This is a genomic window from Bacillus sp. RO2 (genome assembly GCF_012911845.1).
In the GTDB taxonomy this organism is placed as follows: domain Bacteria; phylum Bacillota; class Bacilli; order Bacillales; family Bacillaceae_I; genus Sutcliffiella_A.
Window position 1 is genome coordinate 23352 of sequence record NZ_JAAXCU010000024.1, and the last position, 17324, is coordinate 40675.

Annotated in this window: 18 protein-coding genes; 1 reads left to right on the forward strand and 17 read right to left on the reverse strand. The window is 40.9% G+C overall.

Annotated elements, in window-relative coordinates; genetic code table 11:
* Positions 1-12: 12 nt before the first annotated feature.
* From smc to HF078_RS04380, 12 genes are all read right to left on the reverse strand, one after another.
* Positions 13-3579 (reverse strand): chromosome segregation protein SMC, encoded by a 3567-nt coding sequence (gene smc, locus HF078_RS04325; protein WP_169290002.1) that lies wholly within the window; start codon positions 3577-3579, stop codon positions 13-15.
* 245 nt (positions 3580-3824) lie between these two features.
* On the reverse strand, positions 3825-4538 hold the full coding sequence (rnc, locus tag HF078_RS04330; RefSeq protein WP_169290042.1) for a ribonuclease III: 714 nt from the start codon (positions 4536-4538) through the stop codon (positions 3825-3827).
* Between the two features lie 262 nt (positions 4539-4800).
* Positions 4801-5034 (reverse strand): acyl carrier protein, encoded by a 234-nt coding sequence (gene acpP / locus HF078_RS04335; protein WP_010193151.1) that lies wholly within the window; start codon positions 5032-5034, stop codon positions 4801-4803.
* 241 nt (positions 5035-5275) lie between these two features.
* On the reverse strand, positions 5276-6016 hold the full coding sequence (gene fabG / locus HF078_RS04340; RefSeq protein ID WP_088018086.1) for a 3-oxoacyl-[acyl-carrier-protein] reductase: 741 nt from the start codon (positions 6014-6016) through the stop codon (positions 5276-5278).
* Positions 6009-6965: an ACP S-malonyltransferase gene (gene fabD / locus HF078_RS04345; RefSeq protein ID WP_169290003.1), complete on the reverse strand. Its 957-nt coding sequence runs from the start codon at positions 6963-6965 to the stop codon at positions 6009-6011. Before fabD ends, fabG begins: the two co-directional genes overlap by 8 nt.
* Positions 6965-7984 (reverse strand): phosphate acyltransferase PlsX, encoded by a 1020-nt coding sequence (gene plsX / locus HF078_RS04350; protein ID WP_169290004.1) that lies wholly within the window; start codon positions 7982-7984, stop codon positions 6965-6967. The genes fabD and plsX overlap by 1 nt, the downstream gene beginning before the upstream one ends.
* Positions 7985-8003: 19 nt before the next feature.
* Positions 8004-8570: a transcription factor FapR gene (gene fapR / locus HF078_RS04355; protein ID WP_169290005.1), complete on the reverse strand. Its 567-nt coding sequence runs from the start codon at positions 8568-8570 to the stop codon at positions 8004-8006.
* A gap of 140 nt (positions 8571-8710) precedes the next feature.
* The gene (recG, locus tag HF078_RS04360) at positions 8711-10759 is read right to left on the reverse strand and encodes an ATP-dependent DNA helicase RecG (RefSeq protein WP_169290006.1); all 2049 of its coding nucleotides are present in this window, start codon (positions 10757-10759) and stop codon (positions 8711-8713) included.
* Positions 10752-11639 (reverse strand): L-serine ammonia-lyase, iron-sulfur-dependent, subunit alpha, encoded by an 888-nt coding sequence (gene sdaAA / locus HF078_RS04365; protein WP_169290007.1) that lies wholly within the window; start codon positions 11637-11639, stop codon positions 10752-10754. Before sdaAA ends, recG begins: the two co-directional genes overlap by 8 nt.
* Before the next feature lie 60 nt (positions 11640-11699).
* The gene (sdaAB, locus tag HF078_RS04370) at positions 11700-12362 is read right to left on the reverse strand and encodes an L-serine ammonia-lyase, iron-sulfur-dependent subunit beta (protein ID WP_169290008.1); all 663 of its coding nucleotides are present in this window, start codon (positions 12360-12362) and stop codon (positions 11700-11702) included.
* A 114-nt stretch (positions 12363-12476) separates the two neighbouring features.
* Positions 12477-14153, reverse strand: coding sequence for a DAK2 domain-containing protein (locus HF078_RS04375; protein WP_169290009.1), 1677 nt, complete (start codon positions 14151-14153; stop codon positions 12477-12479).
* A 16-nt stretch (positions 14154-14169) separates the two neighbouring features.
* The gene (locus tag HF078_RS04380; RefSeq protein WP_010193134.1) at positions 14170-14532 is read right to left on the reverse strand and encodes an Asp23/Gls24 family envelope stress response protein; all 363 of its coding nucleotides are present in this window, start codon (positions 14530-14532) and stop codon (positions 14170-14172) included.
* 364 nt (positions 14533-14896) lie between these two features.
* Between HF078_RS04380 and rpmB the strand changes: the two genes are divergently transcribed.
* A complete protein-coding gene (gene rpmB, locus HF078_RS04385) occupies positions 14897-15085 on the forward strand; it encodes a 50S ribosomal protein L28 (RefSeq protein WP_010193132.1) in 189 nt (62 codons plus the stop codon).
* A 287-nt stretch (positions 15086-15372) separates the two neighbouring features.
* Here the strand turns inward: rpmB and HF078_RS04390 are convergent, their stop codons facing one another.
* The 5 genes from HF078_RS04390 to rpe form a co-directional block, all read right to left on the reverse strand.
* A complete protein-coding gene (locus HF078_RS04390) occupies positions 15373-15522 on the reverse strand; it encodes a hypothetical protein (RefSeq protein WP_169290010.1) in 150 nt (49 codons plus the stop codon).
* 45 nt (positions 15523-15567) lie between these two features.
* On the reverse strand, positions 15568-15648 hold the full coding sequence (spoVM, locus tag HF078_RS04395; RefSeq protein ID WP_060665857.1) for a stage V sporulation protein SpoVM: 81 nt from the start codon (positions 15646-15648) through the stop codon (positions 15568-15570).
* A 71-nt stretch (positions 15649-15719) separates the two neighbouring features.
* Positions 15720-16376: a thiamine diphosphokinase gene (locus HF078_RS04400; protein WP_169290011.1), complete on the reverse strand. Its 657-nt coding sequence runs from the start codon at positions 16374-16376 to the stop codon at positions 15720-15722.
* Between the two features lie 56 nt (positions 16377-16432).
* Positions 16433-16618 carry a hypothetical protein gene (locus HF078_RS04405; RefSeq protein WP_169290012.1) on the reverse strand — a complete coding sequence of 62 codons (186 nt, stop codon included), beginning with the start codon at positions 16616-16618 and terminating at the stop codon, positions 16433-16435.
* Between the two features lie 52 nt (positions 16619-16670).
* Complete coding sequence (rpe, locus tag HF078_RS04410) at positions 16671-17324, reverse strand: ribulose-phosphate 3-epimerase (protein WP_169290013.1); 654 nt, start codon at positions 17322-17324, stop codon at positions 16671-16673.

Consider the following 17324-nt stretch of genomic DNA (forward strand, 5'->3'; position numbering starts at 1 on the left):
TTCTCTTCCTCTCTATTTAACAAGTTCTTTGGATTCTTCTAACCGGACAGAGACCAATTTGGAAACGCCGGATTCTTGCATCGTCACCCCATAGAGGACGTCACTAAATTCCATCGTTCCTTTACGGTGCGTGATGACGATGAATTGGGTTTCTTCACTGAACTGTTTTAAATATTGGGCAAAACGGTGTACGTTTGCTTCATCAAGCGCCGCTTCTACTTCATCAAGAATACAAAACGGAACAGGTCTTACTTTTAATATGGAGAACAACAGGGCTATTGCTGTTAATGCCCTTTCTCCTCCAGACAAGAGGCCGAGGTTCTGCAATTTTTTACCAGGCGGTTGGGCCACAATATCTACGCCGGTATTTAGCATATCGGAAGGATCTGTTAACACTAGATCCGCTCTTCCCCCGCCGAATAGGGAACGAAACACATCGTGAAAGTGTGCGCGTATATTCGTGAAGGTTGTCTCAAAACGCTTTTTCATTTCTTCATCCATTTCACCGATTACTTGGAACAAGGTATCTTTTGCTTCTTGAAGATCGTCTTTTTGCTCCTTAAGGAATGTATATCGTTCGCTTACTCGATCATATTCCTCTATTGCAGCGATATTAACTGTGCCAAGCTCCTCAATGGCAAGCTTGATTAATTTTACTCTTTTACGCGCTTCTTCAATCTCTATCTCAAGTGGATAATCTTCTTTAGCTGCTTCAAAGGACAGCATATACTCTTCCCTTAAATGGTGAAGTCTATTATCTAATTCCACATCTAGACGGTTCATTTTCACTTCTTCCGCCTTTAGAACTTCCGTAAGTTGTTTATACTGTCTTTTTAAATCTTTTAGTTGAAGCTCTTCTTGTTCCACCTTTTCGTAGTAAGAAAGCCTTTGGGCACGGCGTTCTGCAATGAGTTTCATCGTGGTGTTTTTGTCTTGTAATTTTTCAGCTGCAGCCACTTCCAGCTTTTGTTCACCTGATGAATTATCATTCATTTCACTTTGTAAAAGAGATAAGTCTTCCTTAATATCATTTAATCTTTCTGTGGCTTGTTCAAGATCTGTTTCGATAGTAGTCACTTTTTCCGATTGGTTCGTTAGCTTTTCTTTTTTACTCGCATAATCCACTTTAAGTTGAGTAAGCTCGTTTTGCACGGTCTCCTTGTTTGCATGTTGCTCCAACTTTAAGGAATTTAGTTCTGAAATCTCTTTGTCTAGAGCAGCAATTTGCATTCCTACCGTCTTTTGCTCGGCTTCTAGCTTTGCTTTTTTGTTCACAGCATCCTTTAAGGAAATGGTGAGCTGTTGCTTTTCATAATCATATAAACTTAAATGTTCATTGACGTTTTTCTCTTCCAGTTCCACTTCCCGAAGAAGACTTGAAACCTGCTGTTCTCTATACCTTAGTTCTTCGCCAACTCCCTTTAACTCAACAACTTGGGACTCTTTCTCATCTATTTTCTTCTTAAGTGTTTTTACCTGATCTTCAAGCAGGGTTGTTTTATTTTCCATCTCTTCTAGCTTTGCTGAAATGGAATCAAGCTCACGCCCCCTACTTAAGAGGGAATTAGATTTTTGTTTGACAGCTCCTCCTGTCATGGAGCCACCAGGGTTTACTACATCCCCTTCTAATGTCACGATGCGGTAGCGATGCTGAAGGATACCTGCCAATGCATTGGCTCCTTTAAGGTCTTTAGCTATGACAATGGTACCCAAGAGGTTATGGACGATATTTTCATAGGCTGAGTCGAACTCTACAAGAGCAGAGGCAATTCCTACAAAAGCTTCATGTTGACTAATCTGGTTCACTTGATAGTCTGATAATGTCCTAGGCTTCATGACCGTCATTGGCAGGAAAGTGGCACGACCAAAACCGTTCTTTTTCAAGTATTGGATGGATGCTCTCGCATTTTGTTCATTATCCACAACGATATGCTGCGTCGCGCTTCCAAGGGCAATCTCAATTGCCGTCTCTACATCTTGGTTCACTTGAATAAGTTCGGCAACAGCCCCTTTTATTCCAGTAAGCCTATTCTCATCCCTAGCTTTCAGGATTTCCTTAACACCTTGAAAGAATCCTGTAAAATCCCCCTGCATCGTTTCAAGCATTTCTTTTCTCGCACGAGTTTGCTGTAAAAATTGATATGCTTGATACAAGGTTGTTTCTTTTTTCTGGTAAGACAGTTTATATTGTTCCAAGTTGGCTTGCTCTGCTCTGTAATGGTCTACAGTTTGATTCAGCTCTTCTTGTATTTGTTTATGGTCGGTGAGAACTTTTTCTTTCTTCTGTTGAGTATTTGCCCTTAGATCGACATATTTCCTGTTCCCCTCATCGAGACGGGTTACTTTCATACCTTCTTGCTTTTCTTGCTGCTCCAGATACGATATTTCATTACGGATTGATGCTTGTTTATTTAACAGTTCAATATAGTCACTTTTTAAAGCATCAATTTTCTCTTCAATATTTTGATCAAACTGTTCGTTGATTACCTGTTTTTCCTTGAGTTGTTGCTCTGTTAAAACCAATTCTTGACGAAGGCTATCCAAAAGTTGTTTTTCGTTTTCCAACCTTTGTTTTTGAACTTTGATAAATTCTGCAAGCTCCACCGATGAATTTTCTAATTGGGCACGGTTTGTCGTAGCGTTCTTCTTACGTTCCTTCAGAACTTCTTTTCTTCCTTCAAGTTTTTCTAGTTCCGAACTCGCCACTAAAAGGGCTTGCTGCAAGGAATCAATGGATTCATCCAAAGCGGCCACTTGGTCCTTATACTTTTCAAGTGTCGCTTCTTTTTGGCTCAATTCAGAAGACAGTACAAGTTCTTTTTCGGTACTATTTTTGACTTCCAAAGAATTTTGTTCCCATTTTTGATGTAGCTCTTCAATTTCGTGTACCGTGACGCCTACTTCAATCTGCTCAAGCTCTTCTTTCTTTTCCAGGTAATCTTTGGCAATGGAAGCCTGTATTTTCAATGGCTCTACTTGCCCTTCTAGCTCATGTAAAATATCCGATACCCGGTTAAGATTCTCTTGAGTATCCATAAGTTTACTTTCAGCTTTCTTTTTTCTGGATTTATATTTGAGCACGCCAGCTGCTTCTTCAAAAATACTTCGGCGCTCTTCTGATTTACTGCTTAGTATTTCTTCCACTTTTCCTTGACTGATGATGGAAAAGGCTTCCTTACCAAGACCAGAATCCATGAAAAGGTCCACTATGTCCTTAAGTCTGCACGTTTGTTTATTAATCAGAAATTCACTGTCACCAGATCTCAGCGCCCTTCTAGTGACACTCACTTCCATATAATCAATTGGCAGGATACGATTACTGTTATCTAGGGTCAGTGTAACCTCTGCCATATTTAATGCTCTTCTGCTATCACTACCGGCAAAAATGATGTCTTCCATTTTGGAACCGCGAAGGGATTTGGCTGACTGCTCTCCAAGCACCCATCTGATGGCATCAATAATATTACTTTTTCCGCTTCCGTTCGGACCTACGACGGCTGTGACTCCTGGTACGAAATCAACGGATATTTTTTCAGCAAACGACTTAAACCCTACTACTTCCAATCGTTTGAGGTACATATTCCTCACCTCATTTAGTTTCATAATCTTTTAAACGCCGCTGTTGATTTCCGCAAATGGCTTCTCTTTCCGCGGTGCGACCTTGAGCCGCCTCACAACGCTTCAGGGGTCTCAACAATGTCGCTATCCTCCCGATGGAGTCTCCGCCTTTTGCTCCAATCACCAGCTAGAATTATTTATAATTTATGTAACAGAAAAGTAAGCGATCCTTGAGGTATTTTGAGACACCGTTGGATCGCCTATCTTCATTTTCTGACTTTTTTTAGTTTCTGCAGAGCGAACTGGGCCGCATGTTGTTCGGCTTCTTTTTTAGATCGACCGATTCCAATTCCCATCTCTTCTTTATTCAGTGAAACCTTAGACACAAATTCACGGTTGTGGGCCGGGCCTTTTTCTTCTAGCACTTCATACTCAATAACTCCAAGTGCATTGCGTTGTATCATCTCTTGCAGTTGACTTTTGAAATCCATCACATGAGAAAAAGCACCTTCATTAATTTTGGGATATACATACTTTTCAAGGAAAGCGAACACGGTCTCTAGGCCAAGGTCCAGATACAGCGCGCCAATAAATGCCTCAAATACATCGGCAAGCAGCGCTGGTCTAGCTCTTCCGCCTGTAATTTCTTCTCCCTTGCCAAGCAGTACATATTGACCGAACGAAAGATCATTGGCGAATGAAACCAAAGAGGGTTCGCATACAATAGACGCCCTTAGTTTTGTTAATTGACCCTCACTCATCATAGGGTATTTCTTATATAAAAATTGAGAAATGGTCAACTCCAAAACTGCGTCACCCAAAAATTCCAAACGTTCATTGTCCTCGTAAGGTTTTCTGCGATGCTCATTCACATAGGATGAATGGGTGAAAGCTTGATATAATAGTTTCTCATTATGAAACTTAACTCCTATTTTTTCTTGAAGCATAGCAAAATTCTTTTTTGTTGCTTCGTTTTTCATTTCATTTATTCTACTTCTGTTTCTGGTCATGTAAAGGAGCCTCCAACATACAATCTTCTTTCCCTAAGATGGCAACGTTCTTCTTTTTTGATGATGAAAGTTGTATAACGTTACTATTTTAACAAATTATTTAGAGGATACAAATAGCAACTTGCCTGAAATTATATAAATTCGGTTATCTTTTATTGCTATAAGACGATTCCTCGGTTTATTATTCCCCAAAAAACAAAAAGTCCCACCTTAGTGGGACAATCAAAAAAGATTAAGCGTTTGCTTTTATGTAGTTTACCGCATCGGCAACTGTTGTAATGTTTTCTGCTTCGTCGTCTGAAATTTCCATATCAAACTCGTCTTCAAGCTCCATTACTAGTTCAACTACATCAAGAGAGTCAGCACCCAAATCGTCTTTGAATTTGGAGTCAAGATTCACCTCGGACTCGTCTACACCTAAACGATCAACAATGATCTTTGTTACACGCTCTAATACATCTGCCATAACTTTCACCTCCCCTCAAGTATTATAGTGAATTTGTTTTTAAAAAACTAGTGTTTGTTGTTTAGACTTAATAGAGAATTCCGTAAAAATCCGCTGCTGATCTCCGCGAACGGCTTCGCTTTCCGCGGGGCGCTGCTGGAGCCTCCTCGGCAAGCCTTCGGGGTCTCCACCAAGCGCTGCCCCCCGCAGGAGTCTTCGCCTTTCGCTACAGTCACCAGCTATAAATCATCAAAACCATAGATTACATCACCATTCCGCCGTCTACGTGGAGGGTTTGGCCGGTGATGTAGGCACTTTTTTCGGATGCAAGGAAAGATACGACAGAGGCAATGTCTTTTGCTTCTCCGAATCTTGCAAGCGGGATTTGCTTGAGCATTTCTGCCTTCACTTCTTCTGTTAATTTATCCGTCATGTCCGTTGTGATGAATCCTGGTGCTATTGCATTTACGGTGATATGACGGGAAGCTAATTCGCGTGCCGTTGATTTAGTAAGACCAATCACACCTGCTTTTGCCGCTACGTAGTTTGCTTGCCCTGCATTCCCCATCACACCGACAATGGACGCAATGTTGATGATTCTGCCGGATCGTTGCTTCATCATTTGACGTGTTACTGCTTTTGTCGCGTTGAATACACCTTTAAGATTAATGTTAATCACATCATCCCACTCGTCTTCCTTCATTCGCATCAGAAGATTATCGCGGGTAATACCGGCGTTATTGACGAGGATATCAATGGTACCGAACTGAGTAAGCGCTTCTTTCATCATAGCTTGTACGTCTTCCATGTTCCCTACATTACAACGTACTGCGATAGCCTCGCTACCCATTTCTTTAATTGCTTCCACTACTTCGTAAGCCTTTGCTTCGCTTCCTGAATAGTTAACAACTACATTCGCACCTTGTTCTGCTAATTCAAGTGCAACGGCTCGGCCAATTCCGCGGGACGCCCCTGTTACAACAGCTGTTTTTCCTTTAAGCATTTGTAGAGTCCTCCCCTTTAAAGTGATCAATTGCTTTTTGCAGTGTTTCATTATCATAAACTGGAATCGTCGTTGCTCTGCGATTCACTTTTTTGATGAGACCTGATAGCACTTTACCCGGCCCTACTTCAACAAATGTATCGACTCCAAGTTCTATCAGTTTCTCTACAGATTGTTCCCATCGAACAGGAGAGTAGAGCTGCTCCACGAGCTTCACAGGAATCTCTGAAGCACTTCTCATTTCATTCGCGTCCACATTCGCAATGACAGGTATTGTAGCGTCATTAATTGAGATGGAGGACAGAGTATCTTCTAGTTTGGAAGCTGCCGGTTTCATTAGACTGGAGTGAAAAGGGCCGCTAACTACTAGAGGAATTACTCTTTTTGCGCCTTTTTCCTTCGCTTTTTCAGATGCTAACGACACACCTTGTGCGGAACCAGATATAACAATCTGACCTGGACAATTTAAGTTTGCAAGTTGAACAGGTCCAGCTTCCTCAGATGCCTCTTCACAAGCTTCTTTCAATAAACTTTCTTCAAGACCTAGCACAGCAGCCATGGATCCAACACCAGCTGGAACTGCTTCTTCCATATATTTTCCGCGCATATGGACAGTATAGACAGCATCTTCAAAGCTGATGGATTCTGCCGCTACAAGAGCAGAGTATTCACCAAGGCTATGTCCTGCCGTGTAGTCCGCATTAATACCTGCTTGTTTAAGTATTTGCAAGATAGCGATGCTCGATGTCAGAAGTGCCGGCTGGGCATTGTATGTCAGCGTGAGCTCTTCTTGAGGCCCTTCAAACATTAAAGATGATAGTTTGTAGCCTAATTTCTCGTCCGCTGTCTCCATTACTTCTTGAACTTCTTTATATTCAGTGGCTAATTCTTGAGCCATGCCAACAATTTGTGAGCCTTGTCCTGGAAAAACAAATGCAACCTTACCCATTATTCTCCCCCGTTCTCTTGTTTAGTCACAAACTCCATTTTTTCAATAGTACGAGCAATGGTACCAACCATATCTTTTTGTAGCATTTCGCGTGTTTGACGTATGGCATTGTATACAGCATTGTCATCTGAAGAGCCGTGGGCCTTGACGACTGGCGCCTTTAAGCCAAATAGAGCCGCCCCACCGTATTCGGAGTAGTCCATTTTTGTTTTGATTGTCTTAAGTTTCGGCTTTAAAACTGCTGCTGCAAGCTTGCTTTTCAGGTCACTTGTCAGCGCCTCTTTTAACATATCAAAGACAGAAAGTGCGGTTCCTTCAATGGCTTTTAACGTAATGTTTCCGGTAAATCCGTCAGTTACCACTACATCTGCTACACCATTTAAGAGGTCCCTTGCCTCTACATTTCCGATAAAATGGACCGCATTGGATTCTTTGATGTATTCAAAAGCAGCTTTAGTCAGTTCATTTCCTTTTTTATCTTCTGTTCCTACATTTAGTAAAGCTACACGAGGAGCTTTTACACCACGGACCTTCTCTGCATAGATGGACCCCATGAGAGCATATTGAAAGAGATGTTCTGGTTTCGCATCTGCATTGGCACCTACATCCATCATGACGAACCCTTTACCATCACCTGTTGGTAATGTCGGTGATAGAGCAGGTCGTTCAATTCCTTTGATGCGGCCTACAATCAATAGTCCTGCTGTCATCAAGGCACCAGTGTTCCCTGCTGAAATGCAGGCATCTGCTCGTCCCTCTTTCACTTCTTTGGCCATCAGGACCATAGAGGCGTTCTTTTTACGGCGTACTGCGCGAACCGGTTCCTCATCTCCTGAAATTACCTCATCTGTATGTAAAATCGTTATTTGTTTTTCATTCGTTAAATATGGTCGAATCTTATTTTCATCCCCAACAAGGGTAAAGTTAACATCACTATATTTTTCAACAGCTTTCATGACACCTTCTACTATCGTCTTTGGTGCATGATCGCCACCCATTGCATCAATGGCAATTCTCATTATTATAACCTGCCTTTAATCAAGAACTTGTAGATCGGAACATTTCAAACTCACCATGGAAGACTTTTTCACTACCAACGGAGCTTTTTACTTCTACAGTTGTTCTACCTTTTTCTTTATCTACTTTACTAACAAAGGCTTTTGCCACAATTCTTTCACCCAATTTAACAGGTCGTGTAAATCGAATGGTAGCTTTTGCAGTTAACGCCAGTTCATCATTGATCACAGCAACTGCCAAAGAATTGGCCTGCGCAAACAAGTGATGCCCTCGTGTAATTTGATTTCGCTTAAAGACATGCTCACTTTGGACATCAAAAATGGAAATCGCGCTCTCATCTAATTGAAGGTCAATAATTTCACCGATTACTTCATCAAGAGGCAAAGATTTCACTTCTTTTTCAAGCGTCCGTGCAGCCACGTTCTTAATTCTCTCCCTTAATTCAGGGATATTTAGCTCCAGACGATCCAACCGGACTGTTTGGATGCTGACCTGAAAAACATCTGCAAGTTCTTCATCTGTAATAAAAGGGTTCTCCTGAATCTTATCTTTTAAAGATAACTGGCGCTCCTTTTTGTTTCGTCTCATAAAATACACACCATCCGAACTATTATGACTAGGTACTAATAGTAGTATATATACATAAAAAGCATATTGCAAGATAAAATTTCGTGACATCGAAACTAAAAGGCAGAGAAAGCCAGCTATACGGCTTCACACTGCCTCTATCAATCCAACTTGTCACCGTCTAAAATCCCCGAGTGTTCGATCATTTCTCTTAACCCTCTATATTCCTCATCCACCCAAAAGCTATCGGAATAAAGAAGATCATAAGCATCCTGCCTCGCTACTTCAAGAGCCCGGTAATCATGGACCATGTCTGCCACTTTAAATTCAGGGACACCGCTTTGTTTTCTGCCAAAGAAATCGCCAGGTCCCCTCAGTTCCAAGTCCTTCTCTGAAAGCACAAAACCATCGTTCGTTTCTGTCATGATTTTCATGCGTTCTTTCCCTACTTCCGATTTCGGATCTGCAAGCAGAATGCAGTAAGATTGTTCACTGCCACGACCAACACGGCCGCGAAGCTGATGCAGTTGGGAAAGACCAAAACGTTCTGCATCATAGATTACCATCATCGTCGCATTTGGTACGTTAACACCAACTTCTACAACGGTTGTTGAAACAAGCAGTTGCACTTCATTTTTGCTGAAAGCTTCCATGACTTTTTCTTTTTCATCAGAATTCAACCTTCCATGCATTAATCCAATACTCCAGTTTCCTCGGTAGTAATGTGTAAGCATATCGTGCACATCTATCGCATTTTGCACGTCCAGTTTTTCCGATTCCTCGATAAGTGGGCAGATAACATAAGCTTGTCTACCTTTTTGAAGCTCCTTTTCCACGAACCCTAATACCCTGTCAATCATCTGATGTTTCGCCCAGTAGGTCTCTATTGCTTTTCGCCCTGCTGGCATTTCATCAATAATAGATACATCCATTTCTCCAAAGGCTGTAATGGCAAGCGTTCTTGGAATCGGCGTTGCAGTCATAAATAATACATCTGGATTTGAACCTTTTTCGCGGAGCACCCTTCGCTGTTCAACACCAAAACGGTGCTGCTCATCAGTAATGACAAGGCCAAGACTTTTGAAGTTCACTTCGTCTTGTATTAATGCATGAGTTCCGACAAGGATATCTATTTCTCCATTAGACAATCGTTCCAAAAGCTCCCTGCGTCGCTTTCCTTTGACAGAACTTGTTAACAACTCTATGTTGACTGTCGTTTCACTAAATAGACTTGTTAAAGATTGGGCATGTTGTTCGGCAAGTATTTCCGTTGGTACCATTAACGCCCCTTGATAACCAGATAGGTGTGCAGCATATAGAGAAATTGCCGCAACCACTGTTTTACCAGACCCAACATCACCTTGCAATAATCGATTCATGCGGAAAGGAGATGTCATGTCGCCTATGATTTCTCTCAATACTCTATTCTGTGCACCTGTAAGCGGGAAAGGTAGGTTAGTGATGAATTGATCTAGCATTGTATCAGAAAACTGGTGAACCAGTCCTTTTGTTTGCTCACGTTTATATTTCCTTAATGCTTGAATCTTTAGCTGGAAAAGTAAAAATTCCTCATAAACAAAATACCTTCTTGCATGCTTCAACGTTTCTTGATTGACTGGGTTATGTAGCGCCCTTATGGAATCACCTTTTGAAGGTAATTTGTATTTTTGTAAAAGAGAAAGAGGGAGTGCACTTTCCAATTGGGCTCCATATGTTTTTAGTGCATTACTAATAAACTTACGCATTTGTTTGACTGTAATATTTCCTTTGACCGAGTAAACAGGTTCGACTTCACTTTCTTTCAAGAATGGACCAAAATGAATCTCCATGACTGTAATAGTTTGTCGATGCTGATCCCATTTTCCGGTAATCGTGATAGTATCATTAATGGAAAGTTTATTCTTGTAATATGGTCGGTTGAAACATACCGCCTTCACTAAAAAACGGCCGACAAAAAATCGAAACGTGAGCCTAGATTTCTTTTTGCCAAAATACATAAGAGAAGGTTCCCCATGAACCTTCCCTTCCACCGTTATTTTCTCTTCATGTTTTACTTCTGATATATCTCTAAGCCTGTAATCTTCATATCTGTACGGGAAATGCATCAACAGATCTTCTACTGAAACTATTCCCATTGCATGTAGGGAGCTTGCGGTCTCTTCCCCTATGCCTTTTAAGGATGTTACTGTCATTTCGGATAAATTAGTCACCTTTTTGTAAGGGAACACCAAATATTTTCGCTTCTAATTCACGACCAGTTGGTGTTGCCGCCAACCCTCCTTGAGCAGTTTCTTTAAGTGCAGTAGGCATCGTCTGTCCAATCTTGTACATTGCGTCGATTACTTCATCACACGGAATTCTGCTTGTAATTCCGGCCAGTGCCATGTCTGCTGCGACCATTGCATTTGCTGCACCCATTGCATTACGCTTTACGCACGGGACTTCTACAAGCCCTGCAACAGGGTCACATACTAATCCTAACATGTTTTTAAGCGTAATGGCCATTGCTTGTGCACATTGATCTGGAGTTCCACCAGCCATTTCCACAATAGCAGCTGCCGCCATTCCAGATGCAGAGCCCACCTCAGCCTGACATCCACCGGCTGCACCGGAGATAGAGGCATTATTAGCAACAACAAACCCGAAAGCTCCTGACGTGAATAAGAAGTTGATCATTTCTTCTCTTGTCGGGTTAAGCACATTTTTGACGGCAAAGAGTGTTCCAGGAACGACCCCAGCAGAACCAGCTGTCGGAGTGGCACAGATTGTACCCATGGCAGCATTTACTTCATTTGTAGCTACTGCTTTACTTACTGCATCCAATATATTTTTACCTGTAAGAAAATTGCCTTTTTCGATATATTTTTGTAGAAGCACTGCATCTCCGCCCGTTAAACCAGAAACCGATCTTACCCCTTCAAGGCCTCTTTCTACAGCCTGCTCCATGATCGTAAGATTTTTGTCCATCTGTTCAAAAATCTCCGCGCGTGTTCTTCCGGTAAATTCCATTTCCTGTTCAATCATAATCTCTGAAATTTTCTTATTACTGCTTTGTGCTATTTCAATCAGTTCTGCAACATTACGAAACATGATTTTTCCCCCTTAAGAGCTATACATCAGTTGAAAGCGCTATCATTATTATTCTAAAAGCTAGTCTACAATTTTTGTAACTTGAGTGATGTTAGGTAATGCGGTTAGTTCTTGAATTACTGCGTCATCAATATTCTGATCCACTTCTATGGTCATTAAGGCTGTTTTTCCTTTTTCCTTACGAGAAACCTCCATATGGCCTATGTTGATGGCGAATTTCGCTAAAACATTGGCAACTCCAGCTATCGCACCGTAACGGTCATCATGAACAACAAGTAATGCAGGATGATTTCCTGAAAGCTTCAGGGCAAAACCGTTAAGCTCTGTAATCTCAATTTTCCCACCGCCTATCGAAATACCGACAAGCTCCAATTCTCCTTTTTCATCACCGATTACAACTTTTGCCGTATTCGGATGGTCTGTGACGGCATCTTCTTCATGAAATGAAATGGCAACCCCTAATGAATCTGCAATTTGAAGGGAGGTTTTAATTCTTTCATCGAATGTATCAAAATCAAGTAAGCCTCCGACAATCGCTACATCTGTACCATGCCCTTTATATGTTTTTGCAAAAGAACCGTAAAACGATATGTTTGCCCATTTTGGCTGCCTGCCGAAAAGACTTCTTGCCACACGCCCGATTCTAGCGGCCCCGGCTGTATGGGAACTTGATGGTCCTATCATGATCGGGCCAATAATATCAAATACACTTTTATATTTCATGCCTGCCCACTCCCCTATGACGGTTTACTGTTTTATACCACAGCAAATTTTCTTTTTTTACACATACAAAAGAAGGGTGTTAGCCCTTCTTTTGTTTTCAAATATTATATTAGCCTACTCGATCGAAAAGATAAAGGAATATAGTGGCTGTTTTCCATTATGGACTTCCACTTCCACTTCCGGATAAGATTCTTCTAATTCACTCACAAGTTCTTCCACATCTTCTTCTGTTACATCTTCACCGTAGATGACAGTAAGAATTTCTGAGTCTTCGTCAACCATGCTAGTTAGAAGTTCCTTTGCAGCGGATTTTTTGTCTTTGTTAGTAAGAACAATTTTTCCGTCAGCAATTCCCATGAAATCATCTTTCTGGATTTCAACACCATCAATATTTGTATCTCTAACTGCGAATGTAATTTGTCCAGTTTTTACAGATCCTAAAGCTTCTTTCATTGTTGCTTCATTGTCAGCAAGCTCTCCAGTAGGGTTAAATGCAAGGATTGCTGCCATTCCTTGTGGAACTGTTTTACTTTCCACAACCGCTACGTTTTGATCAGCAACTTCTGCTGCTTGCTTTGCCGCCATGATGATGTTGCTGTTATTTGGAAGGATGATCACGTTATCAGCGTTCACTTCTTCGATCGCTTTAAGGATATCCTCTGTGCTTGGGTTCATTGTCTGGCCGCCTTCAATGACCGCTTTTGCTCCGATGCTCTTGAATAGCTCGGCAATCCCTTCGCCCATCGCAACCGTGATGATTCCAAATTTCTCACGCTTTTTGTTTACTTCAGGTTTTGGAGCAGGATAGTCATCTTCTTCAAAAAGTAGGTTGCTATGCTGTTCTCTCATATTCTCAATCTTCATGTTGATCAGGCTTCCGTATTTTTGACCATAAGTCAAAACATCTCCAGGCTGTTCCGCATGAATGTGTACTTTCACAATTTCCTCATCTGCAATAACTAGAAGGGAGTCCCCATATTGAGACAGGTCGTTACGGAAGTTTTCTTCAGTAAAAGGATTAGCTTTCACTTTTTCCTCTTCAAACTTGACCATGAACTCTGTACAATAACCGAACTCTATATCTTCTGTATTGATTGCAGAGTGAACACTCTTATGGTGTTCTGCATTAACAAGCTCGTTCATAGTTGTAGTAGGAACGATATCTTCAATGCTTTGTCCTTTCAGCTCCGCAAGGAATCCTTCATAAATATAAACTAACCCTTGTCCGCCACTGTCCACTACTCCTACTTCTTTTAACACAGGTAGTAGGTCTGGTGTGCGCTTTAGGGAAGCATTTGCTTCTTTTAATGTCTCTTCCATTAAAACAATGATATCTTCTTCATTTTTAGCAACCGCAACAGCTCTCTTTGCAGCATCTTTCGCTACAGTAAGAATAGTTCCCTCCACAGGCTTCATAACAGCTTTGTATGCTGTTTGTACTCCTGCTTCAAGCGCTTGTGCAAAGTCTTTGCTTGTAATCGTTTCTTTAGACTCAATATGCTTAGAGAATCCGCGGAATAATTGAGAAAGAATAACTCCAGAGTTACCTCTTGCACCCATAAGTAGGCCTTTAGCCAGTGCCGAACCAACCTTCCCAATATGTTCAGAAACATTGCCCTTCACTTCTTTCGCTCCTGAAGTGATGGAAAGATTCATATTTGTTCCCGTATCTCCATCCGGAACCGGAAAAACGTTCAACGCATCCACTGTCTTGGCGTTGTTTGATAGATGATTTGCACCTTGGATGACCATTTGTGCAAAACGTTTCCCATTTAGAACTTTTACTGACACTAAATTTTCCTCCTTATTACGGGTTCGTAACTCGAACTCCCTGTACGTAAATATTTAAAGAATCAACGGAAAGACCGAGCATTTGATTTAAGGTATATTTAACTTTCGTCTGTACATTATGAGCCACTTCGGAAATCTTTGTTCCATAGCTAACGATGATGTACATATCAATATGTAGCTGATCTTCTTCTTGGCGTACGATAACGCCTTTAGTGAAATTCTCTTTTCTAAGTATTTCGGACAACCCATCTTTCAATTGGCTTTTAGAGGCCATGCCTACTATTCCGTAACAATCAACTGCAGCTCCACCAGCAATAGTAGCAACTACATCGTTAGAAATATCTATTTGACCATAGGATGTTTTTAGTTCGATGGACATAAAGGTTCCCCCTTCAATTGGATTTTTCACCTTGTCTACACGCTATTTTACTATAAAATCGTTCATTTTAAAAGCAGGCGGGTACTATTCTAATAATACTATTATTATACTGAATGCTAAAAACATGTATGTCAAGGTTTTTTTCTTGAAAGCTTTCCTTAGAACTATTGCAAAGTGTGGGGTAGTATGTTAAATTATATAAGTATTTTCAAGAGATTATTTTGGTAAAGAAAAATGATGCAGAAGGGTACTTCTATGGACGTAGACCTTATGTATGGTTTTTCTCGCAATAATAAGAAGGTACTTTCTTATTACTAATGAAAATATTGAATGATGTTTCTTTGTAGTTAGGAGGGAATTGAACATGGCACGTAAATGTGTAATCACAGGCAAAAAGACTGGTTCTGGAAACGCACGTTCTCACGCAATGAACTCTACTCGTCGTACTTGGGGTGCAAACCTTCAAAAAGTTCGCATTTTAGTAGACGGTAAGCCAAAGCGTGTATACGTTTCTGCAAGAGCTTTAAAATCAGGTAAAGTTGAGCGCGTTTAATTAATATTTGCGCACATAAAGAAGCGACAGGGAGCGAGTCTTCCTGTCGCTTTTTACTTTGGATTGTATTATGATGGAACATTTAGGTTTACATAACTATTTTATCGTATACACCTTTGGGAATTAGTCGAAATGAGTTTAGATTGTATGTTTTTGGTCCTTTATTAGCATGTAAAAATTGGTTCAGACAATATTTTGGCAACTTCGGTCATTTTCTCTAGTATTTTTAAGGTAGTTCGGACAATTCAACTGGATGTTTGGTCAACTTCACAGTGACGTTCGGTCACTTAAAAAATTGGTTCGGTCATTTTCCGGAAAACTTCGGTCAACTTCGCAAAATCTTCGGTCAACTTTTGAAAAACTTCGGTCAAAATCACCAAAACTTCGGACATTTGCCCAATCTGCACCCGTTCCCCACCATAACCTTCCGCATTCAAGCATACTCCATACATTTATAAAAAAAGCACCCTTAACCAGGTGCTTTACTCCTTTTTAAACGACCCAAGCATAGCTCGGATTATTCCTCCCAAGAACCTAGGTAGTTTGATTGTATAAAATTTCATTACATTCCCTCCTCCGAACTTTTACCTTTTTATTCATTCAGGTTGCAAATTAGCGGATCGCTGGGACCGTCTTAGGATAATGGATGATAATCACGGCTCCTTATCACCATTAATATGCCTTCATCAAATGAAAAAGTACCACTTTCCACTTCAAGTTCATTACTAATACATAGTGTGTCCCCGAAGCGAATATGCTTTTTTTCTAATGGATATTTAAATCCCCTTAGCGTAATGCCTTTTACATCAGGGGTGATGGGCATAAATGAGATATATGGCAGAGATTTATCTTTCGTGATAGAGTATGTACCTTCCCTATGAGCAAAAAGTTGATTTTGAATATCATGTATCTCAATAACAGCCCCTTTTTCCAGACCCTTCAATAAAAGCTGTATGTTCCCTAAGAAGTGATCCAGCCTTCCACCTGTTCCACCAAAAATTCTGATGAGAGCTGGATTTTGTTCAAGTGCCCAGTTTACTGCAAGTTCTGTATCTGTTTCATCTTTTTCGCTCGGAAAAACTTCTGCGTGTGGGAGTTGAGCTTTTATCTTAATAAGTTCTTGATTTGTAATGGAATCAAAATCCCCGAAAGCTTTGGCTGGAATGATATTATGCTCAAGTAAATAAGCAACCCCTCTATCAACCCCCACCCAAATCACATCTTCAGCTTGCCAATCATGCAACTTGGGAATTCTGTCTGTCGGTCCCCCTGCAACAATATGTATATTCAATTTAACTCTCCCCTTATCTTATTTAACATAAAAAAGCCTTCATTAACGAAGACTTTTTACGTGCTGGAGGAATCGTCATAATCGTAACGGAAACCATCCAGTTGTTTATTTTCTACACCAACTGCGGAGAATTTCTTTAGCAGCTGTTCATACATGTCAATTTCGTTATAGTCGGTGCTATTGGCCAATGCGGAATGCAACGCTTGTTCAAGTATTGCCTGGTCATCCTTCGAAATATTCATCTTAGAATTCCTCCCTCACTATTTACCAATAGCTTTCCGCACAAAAGTAAAATTATGATAAGTTGCTTCTGATAGAGGAGATTGCCTGTTTGCGATCTTCCTTGTTATAAATCGCAGAGCCTGCAACCAGAACGTTTGCACCGGCTTCTACGCAAAGCTTAGCTGTTTCAGGATTCACGCCACCATCAACCTCAATATCGATGGACAATCCTCTTTCTTCCACTAAGGATGCCACTTGCTTAATTTTAGGCAACACATCGTGAATAAAAGCCTGTCCGCCAAAACCAGGGTTGACTGTCATCAATAGCACCAAGTCCACATCATTTATAATAGGAATAATGCTTTCTACCGGTGTAGCTGGATTGATCACCACCCCAGCTTTCACACCTTGTGATTTTATATGCTGAATGGTACGGTGAAGATGGCGGCATGCTTCTACATGAACAGAGATGATATCTGCACCAGCTTTAGCAAAATCCGCAATATATGCATCAGGGTTCTCAATCATCAGGTGCACATCTAATGGCAACTTCGTGATGGGGCGAACTGCTTCCACGATTAAAGGGCCAATGGTGATGTTTGGCACAAAATGTCCGTCCATCACATCAATATGAATATAGTCTGCTCCTCCTTGTTCCACATCAAGAATGTCTTTTCCTAAGTTGGCAAAATCAGCACTTAGAATGGAAGGGGCGATTTTTATCAT